This is a genomic window from Achromobacter sp. NCFB-sbj8-Ac1-l (assembly GCF_052695805.1).
This window is the reverse complement of the sequence record NZ_CP199812.1, coordinates 3559274-3574245: the sequence shown is the minus strand read 5'-3', so window position 1 is coordinate 3574245 and position 14972 is coordinate 3559274. Positions and strand designations below refer to the sequence as shown.

The 14972-nt window shown below is 60.7% G+C and carries 13 protein-coding genes and 1 pseudogene; 10 read left to right on the top strand and 4 right to left on the bottom strand.

The window, feature by feature from the left end; genetic code table 11:
* Positions 1–11: 11 nt before the first annotated feature.
* A pseudogene (locus tag ACUDP5_RS16410) lies at positions 12–311 on the bottom strand (integrase core domain-containing protein); the annotation flags it as partial.
* A gap of 153 nt (positions 312–464) precedes the next feature.
* Here ACUDP5_RS16410 and ACUDP5_RS16405 point away from each other — a divergent pair.
* The 6 genes from ACUDP5_RS16405 to ACUDP5_RS16380 all read left to right on the top strand — a co-directional run bounded on the left by ACUDP5_RS16405 (position 465) and on the right by ACUDP5_RS16380 (position 8259).
* Entirely contained in the window at positions 465–2849 is a 2385-nt protein-coding gene (locus ACUDP5_RS16405; RefSeq protein WP_445656604.1) for a hemagglutinin repeat-containing protein, read from the top strand.
* Positions 2846–3055: a hypothetical protein gene (locus ACUDP5_RS16400; RefSeq protein ID WP_445656603.1), complete on the top strand. Its 210-nt coding sequence runs from the start codon at positions 2846–2848 to the stop codon at positions 3053–3055. The genes ACUDP5_RS16405 and ACUDP5_RS16400 overlap by 4 nt, the downstream gene beginning before the upstream one ends.
* Before the next feature lie 389 nt (positions 3056–3444).
* Positions 3445–5871, top strand: coding sequence for a hemagglutinin repeat-containing protein (locus ACUDP5_RS16395; RefSeq protein ID WP_445656602.1), 2427 nt, complete (start codon positions 3445–3447; stop codon positions 5869–5871).
* A gap of 35 nt (positions 5872–5906) precedes the next feature.
* On the top strand, positions 5907–6353 hold the full coding sequence (locus ACUDP5_RS16390; RefSeq protein ID WP_445656601.1) for a pentapeptide repeat-containing protein: 447 nt from the start codon (positions 5907–5909) through the stop codon (positions 6351–6353).
* A gap of 261 nt (positions 6354–6614) precedes the next feature.
* Positions 6615–7715 (top strand): IS5 family transposase, encoded by a 1101-nt coding sequence (locus ACUDP5_RS16385; RefSeq protein ID WP_445656600.1) that lies wholly within the window; start codon positions 6615–6617, stop codon positions 7713–7715.
* Between the two features lie 262 nt (positions 7716–7977).
* On the top strand, positions 7978–8259 hold the full coding sequence (locus ACUDP5_RS16380) for a hypothetical protein (RefSeq protein WP_445656599.1): 282 nt from the start codon (positions 7978–7980) through the stop codon (positions 8257–8259).
* A gap of 156 nt (positions 8260–8415) precedes the next feature.
* Here ACUDP5_RS16380 and ACUDP5_RS16375 read toward each other — a convergent pair whose 3' ends face one another.
* Positions 8416–8721, bottom strand: coding sequence for an integrase core domain-containing protein (locus ACUDP5_RS16375; protein WP_445656598.1), 306 nt, complete (start codon positions 8719–8721; stop codon positions 8416–8418).
* Between the two features lie 285 nt (positions 8722–9006).
* Here ACUDP5_RS16375 and ACUDP5_RS16370 point away from each other — a divergent pair, with 285 nt between their 5' ends.
* The 3 genes from ACUDP5_RS16370 to ACUDP5_RS16360 all read left to right on the top strand — a co-directional run bounded on the left by ACUDP5_RS16370 (position 9007) and on the right by ACUDP5_RS16360 (position 11620).
* Entirely contained in the window at positions 9007–9438 is a 432-nt protein-coding gene (locus tag ACUDP5_RS16370; protein ID WP_445656597.1) for a hypothetical protein, read from the top strand.
* Positions 9439–9831: 393 nt separating this feature from the next.
* Entirely contained in the window at positions 9832–10911 is a 1080-nt protein-coding gene (locus tag ACUDP5_RS16365; protein WP_445656596.1) for a hypothetical protein, read from the top strand.
* 202 nt (positions 10912–11113) lie between these two features.
* Positions 11114–11620 carry a cupin domain-containing protein gene (locus tag ACUDP5_RS16360; RefSeq protein ID WP_445659176.1) on the top strand — a complete coding sequence of 169 codons (507 nt, stop codon included), beginning with the start codon at positions 11114–11116 and terminating at the stop codon, positions 11618–11620.
* A gap of 46 nt (positions 11621–11666) precedes the next feature.
* Here the strand turns inward: ACUDP5_RS16360 and ACUDP5_RS16355 are convergent, their stop codons facing one another.
* Complete coding sequence (locus ACUDP5_RS16355) at positions 11667–13073, bottom strand: CoA transferase (protein ID WP_445656595.1); 1407 nt, start codon at positions 13071–13073, stop codon at positions 11667–11669.
* 163 nt (positions 13074–13236) lie between these two features.
* Between ACUDP5_RS16355 and ACUDP5_RS16350 the strand changes: the two genes are divergently transcribed.
* Positions 13237–14430, top strand: coding sequence for a citrate synthase family protein (locus ACUDP5_RS16350; RefSeq protein WP_445659175.1), 1194 nt, complete (start codon positions 13237–13239; stop codon positions 14428–14430).
* Here ACUDP5_RS16350 and ACUDP5_RS16345 read toward each other — a convergent pair.
* Positions 14427–14912, bottom strand: coding sequence for a DUF6882 domain-containing protein (locus ACUDP5_RS16345; RefSeq protein ID WP_445656594.1), 486 nt, complete (start codon positions 14910–14912; stop codon positions 14427–14429). The genes ACUDP5_RS16350 and ACUDP5_RS16345 overlap by 4 nt on opposite strands.
* Between the last annotated feature and the right edge of the window lie 60 nt (positions 14913–14972).

Below are 14972 nucleotides of genomic sequence, written 5' to 3'. Positions count from 1 at the left end.
AAGCACCCCTGTCAAGTAGACATCGGTTGATAGACGATCGGAGCAAGGGTTAGCCGGGGCATGAATTGCACCGGCGGAAGGCCACTCAGCGATTCGTGCGGGCGGTACTGGTTGTAATCGAGCAGCCATTGATCGGTAATCGCTTGGACCTGCTCAAGGTTGGCGAACAGGTGCGCGTCGAGCACCTCGGTTCGATAAGTTCGATTGAAGCGCTCAATGAAAGCGTTCTGATTTGGCTTGCCCGGCTGGATATAGCGGATCGCGATGCCCTTTGCGCTAGCCCATTGGGTAAACGCCTCTGAGATCATCTCCGAATGAACCCCGGTGTCAGACTACGTTTTCGGCGAGCGTCTCTGGAAACGGTTGTCTGAATTGAGGTTTCTAGTCCGTCACTGAGGATTCAAGAACCTCGCGCGGACGGAGGCGTCAACGTCGACCTGGGCGCCAGCAGCGCCAGCATCGGCGTGGGCCTGACGGTGGGCGGCAGCCAGAATGGCTTTGCCAGCAACGTCGGGGCAGGGGGCAGCACCAACAAGGGCAGCGGCCAGGACAGCAGCTGGAACAACACCCACGTGGTGGCGGGCAACCGGTTGACCCTGAACTCCGGCAGCGACACCGTGCTGCGTGGCGCCCAGGCCCGCGCGGCGCAGATCGTCGCCACCGTGGGCGGCAACCTCGTCATCGAGAGCCTGCAAGACATCAGCAACTACGTCGCCCGCGACCGCAGCGGCGGCGTACAGGTCAGCCTGTGCATCCCGCCCATCTGCTACGGCGCCAGCAGCGTCAGCGGCAACTACGGCCAGACCAAGATCAACAGCCAATACGCCAGCGTCACCGAGCAGACGGGTATGTGGGCCGGCGATGGCGGTTTCCAGCTGAACGTGGGCAAGAACACCGGGTTGATTGGCGGGGTCATTGCCAGCAGCGACAAGGCGGTGGCGGACGGCAAGAACGTGCTGATCACGGGGACCTTGACTAGCCGGGACATCGAGAACCGCGCTAGTTATGAGGGGCAGTCGGTACAGCTTGGCGGCGGCTTCAACTTCGGCGGTGGCGCAGCTGGCGGCAAGGCCGGCGGCAAAGATGGCGCTAAAGGCAGTGGCAGCGGCAGCACCCCGAGCGCGATCGGCACCGACAACCAAGGCAACGTCGCCGGCGGCAGCAAAGCCACGCCGGGTTCCACGTTGCCCAGTCTCGACGGCATTAGCGCCAACGTGCCCATTGCGATGGGCGCCAGTGGCGAGGCCAGCTCCACCACGAAAAGCGCCGTCAGCGGCGGCACCATCGTCATTCGGGACGAGGCGGGGCAAAAGGCGCTGACGGGACAGACGGCGGCGGAAGCGATTGCCGCGTTGAACCGGGATACCAAGGACACGCTCAACGCGCTGGATCGGATCTTTGATGAGAAGGAGGTCCGGGCGGGGTTTGAGGTGACTGCCGAACTCTCCAGGCAGGTGGGCCAGTATGTGGTCAATCGAAAGGCAGAGCTTGAGGCCCTGAAGGCGCGCTCAGAAGACGCATCGTTGCCGTACGGCGAACGCATACAGGCGGTACGCGACTATGCGGAGATGGAAAGCCGTTGGGGGCAGACCGGAACGCTGCTGCAATGGAGTACGGCAATCCTGGGGGCTGCCAGTGGAAATGTGGTCGGCGGTGCGGGGCAGTTCATCCAGGCGGCGGCGGTCAACTATTTGCAGGCCCTGGGCGCCACGAAAATCAAGGAACTGAGCGCTCAATTAGGCGGTGAAGGGTCCGCCGGACATGCCGCGTTGCACGCTCTGTTGGGTTGCGCTGGTGCTGCGGCCCAAAACAACGTTTGTGGTGCGGGGGCCGCGGGCGCGCTCTCCGGCGTTGTGCTGAACAAGCTTTTGGAGAGTGTTGACGGCCGAGAGACGAAAGACCTGTCGCCGGATGAAGCCAAAGCACGCATGAATCTGCTGACGAGCATTGTTGCCGGGATTTCCGCTGGCATCGATCCGTCCGTGGCCGCGCCTGCCGTCAACGCAGCGGTGATCGAATCAGAGAACAACACGTCTTACCGATACCGGGGCAAGGTTGCGCGTTTCAAGGCCGAGCTCTATGACAAGTTGGAGGCGAAGTGTGGCAACGATGGCCCTTGCTATCAGGCCGAGTTCGATCGTGCTGACAGGATGGCTGCGGCGTATGACGTTTCGCTAATCCTTGGCCAATATCCCAGCCTGACAAAGGAGAAAGCGGACACCTTGGCGCAGGCGGTGTTGGATCTGGCTCCTGGGGTCTCCAACGCCAGTGCGTTGTATGAGTTGGTCACAGGCAAGACGGCGACCGGCGAGGACGCAAACCGGTTTTTCGCTGCTATAGGCGTCGTGCCTGTGTTGGGCGGTATTGTGAAGAAAGGCGGCCAGGCGTTGCATACATTCGCGGATGCGGAGAAGGCGCTTGATGTTGGTAAAGTGAGGGGCACGCCAAAGCCTACGGGTGGAAAAGGGATTCCAGGGTTCAATCAAGTGGAGTCTGGGGTTCTCAATGAGGCCAAAGCGATACTAAACTCTAGCGAACTGGCCAGGATTCAAGCTGCACATGTGGCCGGAAAGCCTATAGAAATTAATATTGGGGGAAGACTTATCCAATATGAGCCCGGGTTGCCAGCTTCAGGAATGACGATGTTTGGTGAGAATGGCTTTCTTATTGGTAGAGAGGCTTTCAAATCACCAGCTGAACTTCAGAAAACAATCTTGCATGAGTTGCACAGATTAAGCACTTCCCAATCTTCTGGAGGTGTTTCTGCTGCGTTAGCCAGTCACGAGACGCAGGCGGCTTATGATTTCGCAGAAAAAGCCTTTCAGTACCTTAATGAGGCTAAAAAATGAATAAAGAAATGGTTAAGCGCTGGGTTGAAGCAGGGATAATTCTTGCGAAAGACCCTACGGCAGAAGTTGACTGTCCTGTGTGTCAAATGGCAATGCTCTTGGTTAAAGATGTGCAGAGAAATACGGGGTCTTCTGAATTTGAACGCCTAATGATATGTCCGCTTTGCGGTGCGGGAAATGTGCTTAGAATGCGTGATAATAAATAATTTGTCGGACTCTGAGGTTTTTCCACGAATTCTTAAAAGGATTTCTTATTTATTAACAGGCTACGGACTTATAGCAACGCAAGTGCGAGAAGCGGCGCGGTCTGGGCATGAACCCCGGTGTCAGACTACGTTTTCGGCGAGCGCCTCTGGAACCGGTTGTCTGAATTGAGGTTTCTAGTCCGTCACAGAGGATTCAAGAACCTCGCGCGGACGGAGGCGTCAACGTCGACCTGGGCGCCAGCAGCGCTAGCCAGACCCGTATCGGCCAAAGCAGCATCGCCAGCGGCTCGGCCGTCACGGCAAACCGTGACCTGATCATCGTTGCGGCCGGCAAGGGCGCCCAGTCCAACATCACGGTCTGAGGCTCGAACCTGACCGCCGGCCGCAACGTGTTGCTGAACGCCCAGGGCGACATCCTGCTCACCGCCCAGCAAAACACGTCCAGCCAGAAGAGCGACGGCAAGAGCCGCAACGCCAGCATCGGCGTGGGCCTGACGGTGGGCGGCAGCCAGAATGGCTTTGCCATCAACGTCGGGGCAGGGGGCAGCACCAACAAGGGCAGCGGCCAGGACAGCAGCTGGAACAACACCCACGTGGTGGCGGGCAACCGGTTGACCCTGAACTCCGGCGGCGACGCCGTGCTGCGTGGCGCCCAGGCCCGCGCGGCGCAGATCGTCGCCACCGTGGGCGGCAACCTCGTCATCGAGAGCTTGCAAGACATCAGCAACTACGCCGCCCGTGACCGCAGCGGCGGCGTACAGGTCAGCCTGTGCATCCCGCCCATCTGCTACGGCGCCAGCAGCGTCAGCGGCAACTACGGCCAGACCAAGATCAACAGCCAATACGCCAGCGTCACGGAGCAGACGGGTATGTGGGCCGGCGATGGCGGTTTCCAGCTGAACGTGGGCAAGAACACGGGGTTGATCGGCGGTGTGATCGCCAGCAGCGACAAGGCGGTGGCTGATGGCAAGAACGTGCTGATCACCGGGACCTTGACTAGCCGGGACATCGAAAACCGCGCCAGCTATGAAGGTCAGTCGATACAGCTTGGCGGCGGCTTCAACTTTGGCGGCGGCGCAGCCGGCGGCAAGGACGGCGGCAAAGATGGCGCTAAAGGCGCTGGCAGCAGTAATCAAAGCGCCATCGGCACCGACAACCAGGGCAACGTCGCCGGCGGCAGCAAAGCCACGCCGGGTTCCATGCTGCCCAGCCTCGATGGCCTCAGCGCCAACGTGCCCATTGCGATGGGCGCCAGTGGCGAGGCCAGCTCCACCACGAAAAGCGCCGTCAGCGGCGGCACCATCGTCATTCGGGATGAGGCGGGGCAAAAGGCGCTGACGGGCCAGACCGCGGCGGAAGCGATTGCCGCGTTGAACCGGGACACCAAAGACACGCTCAACGCGCTGGATCGGATCTTTGACGAGAAGGAGATCCGGGCGGGGTTCGAGGTGACCAAGACCCTGGCGCAGGAGACGGGGGCGTTTCTGGCGAATCGGGCGGCGGAGGCCAAGGCGCTGAAGAAGGCTTTGGATAACGAACCGGAGGGCGTCCGTAAGGAGCAGCTACGCGCTCAGTACGAAGAGGCTAAGCAGTGGGCGCCCGGCGGCACCTACCGGCAAGTGCTGACAGCCGTGACCTTGGCAACCAGCGGGAACGTGACCGGCGGCGCAGGCGAGTTCGTGCAAGCCGCGGCCGTGAACTATCTGCAAGGTCTGGGCGCGGCCAAGATCAAGGAGATCGCTCCGCTGCTGGGCGGTGAAGGCTCGGCCGGACACATCGCCCTGCACGCGCTGTTGGGATGCGCGGGCGCCGCATCCAAAAGCACCGGTTGCGGTGGCGGAGCGGCAGGCGCCTCGGCAGGCATCGTCGTCAGCCAGCTCATGGATCAAGCATTTGGCAAACCCGCCAGCAAGCTCGATCCCATCGAGCGGGAAGCCCGTATCAGCCTGGTGACCAGCCTGCTCGCCGGAATGACTGCGGTGTTGGATCCCAAGGCGGTAGCGGCGGTCAATGATGCGGTGCGGCTGGAGTTGGAGAACAACCAACTCGCCTTGCCGGGGGCCGGGATGGCTGCGTCTGGAGGTGCGATCGCAGGAGCGGGCGGGCGAGGAACGCGGCCCGGGAATAGTGGGTCGCGGTTGCCGGGTTCGGGTACGGGATACGAATTGAGTCCCACCGAGAACATAGCTTTACAGCTGGCTCGGGCTTGGAGTGCGCTATTCGGGGCGGACAGCGTGCCAGAAGAGGCTACAGGCCCGCTGGTGACGCCGGCCGTACCGCCTGGGGGCAACACGAGTGTGCCGGGATACCCGGGAGACTCGCAGCAGGCCGGGCGGACGCCAGGGTATGAGTTGGATCGGGGCAACCTTGGTACGCCGGGGCTTCAGGCTGATCCAAACAAGTATCACGGAGGCAGCGCGACGCCCTTGCCTGAGCAGCAAGGGCCAACAATAATACTGAACGAAATTTCGAATGAAACGGGTGCAAAGGCAACGGCTCTGGTTTCAAAAGGGGCTGATGTCACTCCCGAGATCATTCAGAGAGCATTAAAAGGTGACTCTGCTATTAGTGCTCAAGATTTTGTTTCGTTACCCGCGGTTCAGAGATATGTTGATCGGCTTCTGGAGGGTGATGTGGCTCCCCCAATTAAGATGGATGGCAACGTAATTATTGATGGGAATCATCGTTATATTGCCGCAAAGATACTTGGGCGAAATCCAGGGGTGACTCCAGGAGTATTGTCACCTAGCCGAGCGGGGCAGGCTAAGTCTATATCAGATGTAAAGATTGATACGGGTGATTGGGGGAATAGGTGATAACGATTTGCTTTGAGACGGGCGAGATCCTTGTCTTGCCATTGGAGAGTCTAGTTAATTCAACATTAAGTGGGCTGGAACTTCATCGTGCGATTTTTGATGGTCTTGATGCTTCAGGGGCGAACTTTGCAAATTCGAATTTGAGGAGTGCATCTTTTAGGCACTCTGTATTGAATGGGGTGGTAATGCGTGGTACTGCCCTTATGAATGCCGTATTGGTTGGTGTGCAAATGAGAGGCGTGGATCTTTCAAATTCTATAGCGGTTGGAGCAGACTTTACCGACGCAAATCTTTCCTCGTCAGACTTAAAAGGCGCCGATGTCTATGGCGCCAGTTTCATAAGAGCGGATTTATGCAATGCCAATGTTAATGTTAAAAGAATAGAAAGCGCTTTATTTTCTGGGGCTGTGTTTAATGGGGGGACGGTTTGGCCTGAAGGCTTTGAGCCTAAATCGTTTGGGGCGATAGAGGTGGCCCCTTGAATCACAGGTGGAATAGTCTCTGTGAAACTAAGATACCGTCTTGCCCGTCAAGCGTTTAGCAGTAGTCGGGGCGGTATGGTGAGCGTGTTTTTAGTACACCGAAGCACAGGTGAGCGAGTGAATCACCCCGGTTTTCGCGGAGGCTGTTTGGTTAAAGTAAAACAGCCTCCCCGGCGGATGTGCCGAGTAGCAGGCTGCTGAAATACCTCCTCCAAACGCGTAACATCGACCCCATCGCCATCGATATCAGACCTTGATCCTGTGCGCGGCGCCGACACCTTCACCGAGAGCCTGTTCACTTTACGCAAGCTTGAGGACTTCGTTCCCGGGGATCACCCCTTGCGCGAGATTCGCGAGATGGCCAACAAGTCGCTCAAGCGGATGGACAGTCTGTTTTCCAAGATGTACGTGGCGGGCATCAAAGGTGGAAGGCCGAGCATCGCGCCAGAAAAGCTCATGCGCGCCATGCTGCTGCAGGTGCTCTACAGTGTTCGCTCCGAGCGTCAACTGATGGAGCAGGTGCAGTACAACCTGCTATTTCGCTGGTTCATTGGGCTGTCGATGGATGATGCGGTGTGGGTGCCCACGGTGTTCAGCAAGAACCGAGAGCGCCTGATCGAACATGATGCGGTCGTGGAGTTCTTCAACGAGGTGCTGCACATTGCCGAGCAAAAGAACTGGCTCTCGGGCGAGCACTTTAGCGTCGACGGCACGCTGATTCAGGCGTGGGCGGGACACAAGAGTTTCAAGCGCAAAGATGACGATGATGGCGGCGACGGTACGGGCAGCGACTTCAAAGGCGAGCGCCGGAGCAATGCCATGCACGAATCGAGCACCGACCCTGAGGCCAGGCTGTATCGCAAAGGCAAGACCGCCAGTGAACTGCGTTACATGGGCCACACGCTTGCCGACAATCGCCACGGCCTGATCGCCAACGCGATGGTCACCCGTGCCGATGGATACGCCGAACGCGAAGCGGCCAAAGCCATGGCCGGTGATGCAGTGCAGGCGCTTGGGTCAGATGCGTGTGAGATTACATTGGGCGCGGACAAAGGCTACGACGCCCAGGAGTTTGCGCAGGCGTGCCTGGGCATGAATGTTGTTCCGCATGTGGCGCAAAATAAATCAGGACGCCGCTCAGCGGTCCCGGATGCGATTGCTCAAAGCATCGGCTACGGCCTCTCGCAGCAGAAGCGAAAACTTATCGAACAAGGCTTTGGGTGGGCCAAATGCGTGGGCCGCATGCGTCAGGTGATGGTGCGAGGCATCAAGCGGGTAGACCAGATGTTTGCTCTGACCATGAGCGCCTACAACCTCGTGCGTATGCGCACCTTGGGAGCAGTCCGTCTGCAAACAGCCTGATGACGGCAAAGACCGCACAAAAGGCTGTTTGCGGGGCGAAATCATCGAAAATCGGGGTAGAAATCCCGCGATGCGAAAAATGACAACATCACATTGATCGATGAAAGAGTGGCTGGTCGAATGACTGGGAGTATTTCAGCAGCCTGATAGGTCAAGGTGGCTCGCCGGAGTGGGGGCAAATTCTGCAGCCAATCCAAAGTTTACCTATTTATAACCTAAAAATTAATGTGCCCGAGAGCATAAAAATTCCAGGAGTAACGCCATGGGTTTTATTGATATTGTCGACTATGGAATTGTTATTCGTCGCCAAGCTCTTGAGTCTCAGTCTGTGACTATAGATAGATTGTTGACTGTACTTGAATTTGAGGCGCCACTTGATAATAGTACCGATCTCGTATCGTTTGGGCCTTGTTTTGGAGGGGAGGCGGCAGATGAATTTATTCGACGCTTGGAGATGCTTGGTTTGAGATATGTGGATGATTTTTTTGTTTTTTCAGGTGAATTCCCGCCATGGTGCAAATTTAAAGTTGGTCTAGAAAAATAGAGTTTCAGACTACGATTTTGACCACAGAAAATAAGGTGTCAGCTTTCGGCCTGAAGGTGGCTGTGTGAAGACGTAGTCTGACAACTTACTTTCGAAATTCAAATGAAAAAAGACGAAATTTTTGATAGCGTTATAAATAGTTCGTAAGCACCCCTGTCAAGTAGACATCGGTTGATAGACGATCGGAGCAAGGGTTAGCCGGGGCATGAATTGCACTGGCGGAAGGCCACCCAGCGATTCGTGCGGGCGGTACTGGTTGTAATCGAGCAGCCATTGATCGGTAATCGCTTGGACCTGCTCAAGGTTGGCGAACAGGTGCGGAAGCCTCAGTGTCAGACTACGTTTTCGAATCCCGCGCAGCGCCAGGGCCGGAGCATCGTCGCGCAAGGCCACGCGGCCCAGGGCGCGCAACGGGTCGCTCGCAGCCAACGCATGTGCCGCGGCGGTGATAAGCAAGTCCATGAAGGTTCTGGCCTGACAGTTGCCTGCCGAAGGTTGCAATCTACCATCGGCGTCTTGGGGGGCGAAGTCCGCCATGTCTCGCGCGTCAGGGATCCGATTTGCTTCAGGCTACCTAAAAATCGGAATCTTCTAGTGCCCAAGGGGATCGGGAGTGCGTAGTGTAGACCCGCTGCAATTTCCGAATCGATGCTTAGGAAATGTCGATAGTCGGCAACGTATTGGCGGGCTGCGCGCGGGCTGGCGCCAGATTTCGTGAGACGTACCTTCTTCCCTTAAGGAAAAAATATGGTGAAACCGCTCACCGATCAACAACTCAGCTCTTTACAGAAATACGCGAATGAAGGGCGAGTGGCCTGGAAATCTGGAGATATCGAAAAGGCTGAATCGAAATTTCTCAATGCTTGGACATGTATCCCCGAGCCAAAGATCGACTACGACTATGCTCAATCGTTGGCTCGTGGGCTAGTGGTTTTCTATAGAGACACAAGAAAATACAAGTCAGCAAAGTCGTGGATTGAAGTTATGACGCTTCTGTATGGGTCGTCATCAGACCCTTCAGTGCAATTCCTCGCTGCAACCGTACACTTCGACGCAGAGGAATTTGATCAAGCGTACGAACTATTTCGGCAGCTATATGCGAGCTTCGGAAAGCGGCTATTCGACGGGGAAGATAAAAAGTACTTGGAATTCGTGAAAAGGCGATCCAAAGAACAATGACACGGAGTTCCTGGGCGGCATATGCGATGACACCGATGCCCTACTGAGGCGGGTTGAGGTGTCAGACTACGTTTTCGAATCCCGCGCAGCGCCAGGGCCGGTGCATCGTCGCGCAAGGCCACGCGGCCCAGGGCGCGCAACGGGTCGCTCGCAGCCAACGCATGTGCCGCAGCGGTGATCAGCAAGTCCATAGGGAATCGTGAAGGAGAGCAGGCTTGTCGATGGCGACAATCTACTCCGGCGTTCACCGGATGGGGGCGTTGCCTGCGTCTCGGACGTGTGCAATTGCGCTATCGTTTGGGCGCATCGTTGGGGCGGCCTTGCGGCGCTTCATGCGGAAACCATAGCTTTAAGATGCGTTTCTCGTTCGGCAATTGAATTCAGGGTCTTGGTATGAGCAACAATAAAAATTATTCCAAAACGCGCATGGTTACTCTGTTCAAGCGTCCCGGCATCTTCGGCGCTGTCTATGTAGTGACGATAATCCTGGCCGTCTTGTTCATCCCCAATCTGGCGGTAAAGAAAGGATTTGCCGGGCTGTTGATCCTGAGCATGGTTTATCCGATTTTGCGCGAATGGCTGCCATTGCTGCGGCCATTGAGGATGTGGCTGCTTCGGGTGACGGTTCGTCTCATGCGCAAGTTGAGGGCGCTGCAGAAGATTCCGGTAGATGTCATGGTCTGCTATGGCGCAACAGCCATGTTGTGGATCTCCATGCTGGCGTTAGGGGTGGCCGTCGATATGAACATCTTGTGGCATCCCTGGGTCATGGGGGTGTCGTTGGCGTTGCTGACCTATGCGGCCTTGCGGAACATTTTTTTCATCATACGTTCCGTCTGGCGATGGAGCCGACCGTTCTGGGCATCGATTTATCTGCTGATTGGGTCGGTGGCGCTTTGGACCGGCAGGGCGCAGGCATCGCGTTTCACGCTCGAGATAACGGGTGAACCCGCCGAGCGCTTCCCCAATTTCCTGGGGCTGCTTTCATCGGCGTCTTTTGTGCTGCACTTGATCCAGTTTGCGGCCGTCTTGCTGGCGATCTTCGCGGTGGTGCAAATGTTGGTGATCATGCTTGCATCATTCACCCGCGGCTTCAAGGTGTTCAACAAAGCGTCCGCGAAAGACAGGGCGGGATTCTGGGAGCGTTTGCGTACCGGCAAGAAATTCGCAAACGCTCGCGAAGACGGTGAGTTGCGGGCACTCAACGAATTTTTCGCACCTCTTGCCTACACTCTTTTTGCGATGATGGCGATGATGCTGCCCGGCAAGGTGATGGACGCGCCGTCAACCGTTGTCGCGCTCTCTCACGTTCTTGTCGCGATGGAATATTCATCCGCAGGCGCATGCGTCGGTGAGCAAGGCCCGGGGTTGTACGTGCGCATCGCCGACGATCGTGTGTCGAGCGCGAAGAGGGTGGGCGAGGGATATGCCTTTGATTCCGTCGTTTGCGCCAAGCCGGGCCAGCAGGACTAGCGAGTACGCCACTCAACAACCAGGGCTTCTCGCCGTGCCAATAGACGCGCGGCCAATGCACGCAGGGGTGCCGATCTGAGTAGAATCAAGTGCCCGCCATCAGCAATCCCGTGGCGCATTTTTTGCAGCGTTTGATCTGCTGCATGCAGGGCAGATCGGTCTGTTGCCGAGCCAATTCATCCCTTCATTGATTTCACATGCCATGCCAATTTCTGCCGCTGACCTGATTGCGCAGTTTGACCTGCAGCCGCACCCCGAAGGGGGCTATTTCCGTGAAACCTATCGTGCTGCCGATTCGATCTTGCGGGCGGCAGATGGGGCGTCGCGGTCCGCATCAACGGCGATCTATTACTTGTTGTGTGATGGGGCGTATTCCTCGTGGCACAGGATCGGCTCGGACGAAATCTGGCATTTCTACGCGGGCGATCCGCTCGAGGTGTGGGTGCTCAGCGAGGGCAAGGGGTTGACGATCCACCGACTGGGTAACCCGCTTACTCATCCTGGCAGCGTGTTCCAGGCCGTCGTGCCAGCGGGATGCTGGTTTGGTGCGCGCTGTGCGGCGCCTGAGCATCTCGCGCTGGTGGGCTGCACGGTCGCGCCGGGTTTCGAGTTTTCTGAATTCGAACTGGCGGACGCGGCGGCGTTGGCCGCGGCGTTTCCAGACTATGCAGAACATGTTGCGCAGCTCGCACCGCACTCGAAGGCGTGAACGCACCTAGCTCGCCGCTCATCGCGGCTGCGCACAACGCCTGCAGTCACCGCCACCGCGCCGGGCTCGACCCCAACGCACTCGCGGGGTAATCCCACGCTTCCGGAATGTCACCCACTCGCAGCGGCACGTTGACGCGCCGCACCGGGCCCCAAGACGTTTCTTCGATCGTCGTCGTCAGATCCTGCGGTGATTCGGGCGCCAAGGCCGGTCCGCCCTGCAACGGGCCCGCATGCGCCACCAGCACCCGCGCCGTCCGCGCCAGCGAGGCCCGGGCGCTGCTGCCCACACCGGTCGCGTAGCGTTCGGTCAGGCCGCGCAGCGCTGCCGCGGCCATCAGGTAGCCGGTGGCGTGGTCGATGGCCTGGCAGGGCAGCGGCACGGGGCGGTCGCTGCCCGCCGCGCGCATGCCGGCATCGGCAATGCCGGTGCTCATCTGCACCAGGCTGTCGAAGCCGCGGCGGCCATGCCAGGGGCCGGTCCAGCCATAGGCGTCCAGCGACACATCCACCAGCGCGGGGTTGAGGGCGCGGCGGCGGTCGGCGTCCAGGCCCAGGCGCGCCAGGGCATCGGGGCGGTAGCCGTGGATCATCACATCGGCCTGGCCCAGCAACTGTTCGAGCACGGCGCGGTCGGCGGGGTCTTTCAGGTTCAGCCGCGCGCAGCGCTTGCCCAGCACCACTTCGGGCACCGTGCCGGGCTCTTCCCAGCCGATGGGGTCGATGCGCAGCACGTCGGCGCCGTAGCCGGCCAGGAAGCGCGTGGCGACGGGGCCGGCCAGGATACGGGTCAGGTCCAGCACGCGGATGCCTTGCAGCGGGCGCTGGCGGGGAATCTGCCCGCCGGGGCGGGCGGCGTGAATGCCGGGCGCGCGGTGCAGCAAGGGTTCGGCGGCGACGCTGCGGCCCTGGGGGTGGGCCGCCCAGGCGTCCAGGCTGCGCATGGCGGCGGCGCAGCCGTTGCGTTCGACCACGGCCGCTTCCAGGTCATCGGCACGCCAGCGCGCCACGGCCTGGGCAACGGCGTCGCGGTCGGCGGCCACGCCCAGGATGGCCAGGGCCGCGTCGCGGTGGTGGGGCGCGTTGGTGTGCAGCCGTATCCAGCCGTCGGACGCCAGATAGTCGCCCGCCACGGCATCCCATAGCGGCGGTGCGGTCCAGCCGACCGGGCGCAGGGTGGTGCCGAACCAGAAGGACGCCAGGCGCCGGTCGACCTGCACGGGGGGCAGGTCGCCGGACCCCTTGGCCGCGAATTCCGCCAGCGCCAGGCCCGCCGCGCCGATGGCGGCGGCGGCAAAGTCGGTGACGGCAAAGGCGGACGCCAGCGCGCCGTGGCCCGTGACGCTGACACCGGGCAAGTGGGCAGCGTCGCCGCCCGCGGCGAGCCAGAACTGGCGCAGGTAATCGGCGAAGGCGGGGGGCGGCAAGGTCGGGTCGTGGCGGGGGGCGGACATGGCGTTTCCTGGTTCATCAAGCAATGTCGACAGCCTATTCTTCTGGTTTTAATTGTCAATATTGATTAGATTAATCAACTTATCGAGCGGGCTGCCTGCAGACCGACTGCCGAGTTGACCCGTCGCTTGTGACTTTGTGACCTTTCATCCCCCTCTGCGCGCCATGCCCAACTACCTGTCTTCTTCCGAAGCCGCCGCCCGCCTGGGCGTGTCGCGCCAGACGCTGTACGCCTACGTCAGCCGCGGCCTGCTGCACGCCGAAGCGGGCGACAGCCACCGCGAAAGCCGCTACCTGGCTGACGACGTCGAGCGCCTGGCCGCGCAGCGCACGCGGGGCCGCAAGCCCAAGGAAGTCGCCAAGGCGACGCTGAGCTGGGGGCTGCCGGTGCTGGAGTCGGCCATCACGCTGATCGAAGACGGGCAGATGTACTACCGCGGCGTCAACGCGGTGACGCTGGCCGAGTCGGCGTCGGTGGAAGCCGTGGCGGCGCACCTGTGGCAGTGCGATGCGCGCGCCGCGTTCGGCGGCCCCGCGCTGCCGTGGCCGGCCGGGCTGGCCGGCCTGCTCGCGCAGCACCGCGGGCAGCGCGCGGAAAGCGCATTGCTGCCGTTGTTCACCGCGGCCAGCGACGATGACGCGACCGCGCTGTGGCAAGGCGCGGCGGCGCGCCAGGCGCAGGGGTGCGGCGATCTGGTGCGCACGCTGGCCGCCTGCCTGTTGCAGGCGCCGCCGGACACCGCGCCGATTCACATGCAGTGCGCCCGCGCCTGGGGCCTGGATGCCGCCGGTGCGGATCTGGTCCGGATGGCGCTGGTGCTCAGCGCAGACCACGAATTGAACGCGTCGAGTTTCACGGCGCGCTGCATTGCGTCCACCGGCGCCAGCCTGCGCGCGGGCATCGTCGGCGGCCTGGCGGCGCTGACGGGCGGACGCCATGGCGGCACCACGGCGCGCGTCGAAGCCCTATGGGACGAGCGGGATCGCGGCGGCGACCCGGGCGCGACCTTGCGCGAACGCCTGGCGCGCGGCGAAGACCTGCCGGGCTTCGGCCACCATCTTTATCCGGGCGGCGACCCCCGCGCGATCGCCATGCTGGGCCGCATCCTGCCGCAGCGCGCGGCGTGGCAGTCGTTCATCGACCAGGCGTTCACGCTGGTGGGGCAGCGCCCGTCGCTGGATTTCGCGTTGGTGGCGGTGCGTCGCCACCTGGGGCTGCCGGTGGGCGCGGCGTTTGGCCTGTTCGCGCTGGGCCGTTCGATCGGCTGGCTGGCGCACGGGCTGGAGCAGCGAGGCAGCCAGAATGTGATCCGGCCGCGTGCGGCGTATACGGGCATTCGGCCAGAAAAACCGGCTTAGGCGTCTGCCTGCGACAGCGTCACCTGCCCGAACGTCATCCACACGTAGGCGGTGTCCGACGCCTGGGCGCGATACGCGCCGCTGGCTTCGCCCAGGCGCATGGCGACGGCGGTGAATTCCCAGGCCTGTTCGTCTTCGCAGGCCACCTGGCGGGTGGTATAGGCGGGCAGGCCATGGGCCTGGCCGAAGGCCTGCGCCAGTTGCGCGTGTTCGGCCAGTTCGGCGGGCACCGACGGGTGGTCCCAGCCCCACAGGAAGGTGCCGTCGGCGCTGTTGGTGGTGCCGACGATCTGCACCGGCGCGCGGGCGATAATGCCGCCGGGTAGCTGGAACACGATCAGGCCGCTGTCCATGTCCACAGACCATTGCTCGGCTTCGTCCAGGTGCCAGGTGCCGCAGTGCGCGGCGGTGGCGGCGCGCAGGCCTTCCAGGCTCTGGGCGATATAGGTGGCGGCGTCAAAGGCTTGGGTGTTGTCGGACATGCAAGGGCTCGGCAAGTGAGAAAACCGATAGCGTACCCGCAAGCACGGCGGCTTGCCCGT